The sequence below is a fragment of the Candidatus Desulfolinea nitratireducens genome (assembly GCF_982879505.1).
The window spans coordinates 1-1082 of the sequence record NZ_CEYOSI010000271.1 but is presented as its reverse complement, the minus strand read 5'-3'; the positions used below and the strand labels follow the sequence as shown (position 1 = coordinate 1082).

Annotated in this window: 1 protein-coding gene; it reads right to left on the bottom strand. The window is 51.1% G+C overall.

The genetic code is table 11. The features are described from left to right. A partial coding sequence (gene era, locus AC3DOM_RS16265) for a GTPase Era (protein ID WP_487920092.1) occupies nt 1–899 on the bottom strand: 899 nt, incomplete at its 3' end. Nucleotides 900–1082 lie beyond the last annotated feature (183 nt).

Here is a 1082-nt window from a genome sequence, read left to right as displayed (position 1 = left end):
GGGTTATACCCAAAACGGCGCAGATAATTCTCGTTATTTCGCCAATCTTTGAGCACTTTGACCCGCAAATTCAGGAAAACTTTTCGTCCGCTCATCGCTTCGATTTCTTTGCGGGCAGCCGAACCGATCTTTTTAAGGGTCTTTCCGCCCTCGCCGATCACGATTCCCTTTTGCGAGTCGCGTTCGACGAAAAGAGTGGCGGCGATGTAAGCGCCCGAATCACCGCGCTCGGTGAATTCGTCCACGCGGATGGCGATGCTGTGGGGAACCTCGTGACGCAGGAAGATCAGGCAGGCTTCACGGACCAACTCGGCGGCGATTTCACGCTCGTAGAGATCGGTGACCTGATCGATGGGGAAATCGGGAGGACGTTCCGGAAGCCGATCAGTGATGATGTTGAGAAGCGTATCTCGCCCGTCTCCGCGGGTTGCTGAGAGGGGGATGACCTCCTCGGCGTCAGGAAATATTTCACGGTAAGCCTCTTGACGGGATTCTGATTCTTTGATGTTCAGTCGATCTGTTTTATTGGTGGCAAGCAAAACAGGAGGGCGATTCTTAATCGTCAGCAAAAGGGATGAGATCAATTTATCCTCTTCGGTCGGTTCCTCGGAGGCATCCACCAGCCAGAGGATCAAATCCACACCTTCAAGGGCTTCCTCGGCGTTCATATTGAGGGCCTTCCCAAGTTTATGATGCGGGTTATGAATCCCCGGGGTGTCTACAAAAACTATTTGGGCTGCATCGGTGGAGAGGATCCCAAGCTGAGAGCGTCGTGTGGTCTGGGGGCGCGGCGAGACAGCGGCGATTTTTTGACCAAGGAGAGCATTGATCAGGGTGGATTTGCCAACATTTGGTCGTCCGATGACGGCGACAAAACCAGAGCGAAAGGTAGAAGTCATTCGTTATTATTTTCCTATAAGATCGGTAAGGTTTGCGAATCAGATGAAACTCAGTTTACCACGTCTCTCAGGATCTTTTGCGATCAGGAGAGCCGCCATTTTACGATCTGAAATTATGCCCATTTGAGACACTCTGTGTTAAGATTGGATTTGCTGATTAGCATCGTACTATTGGAGGAATCT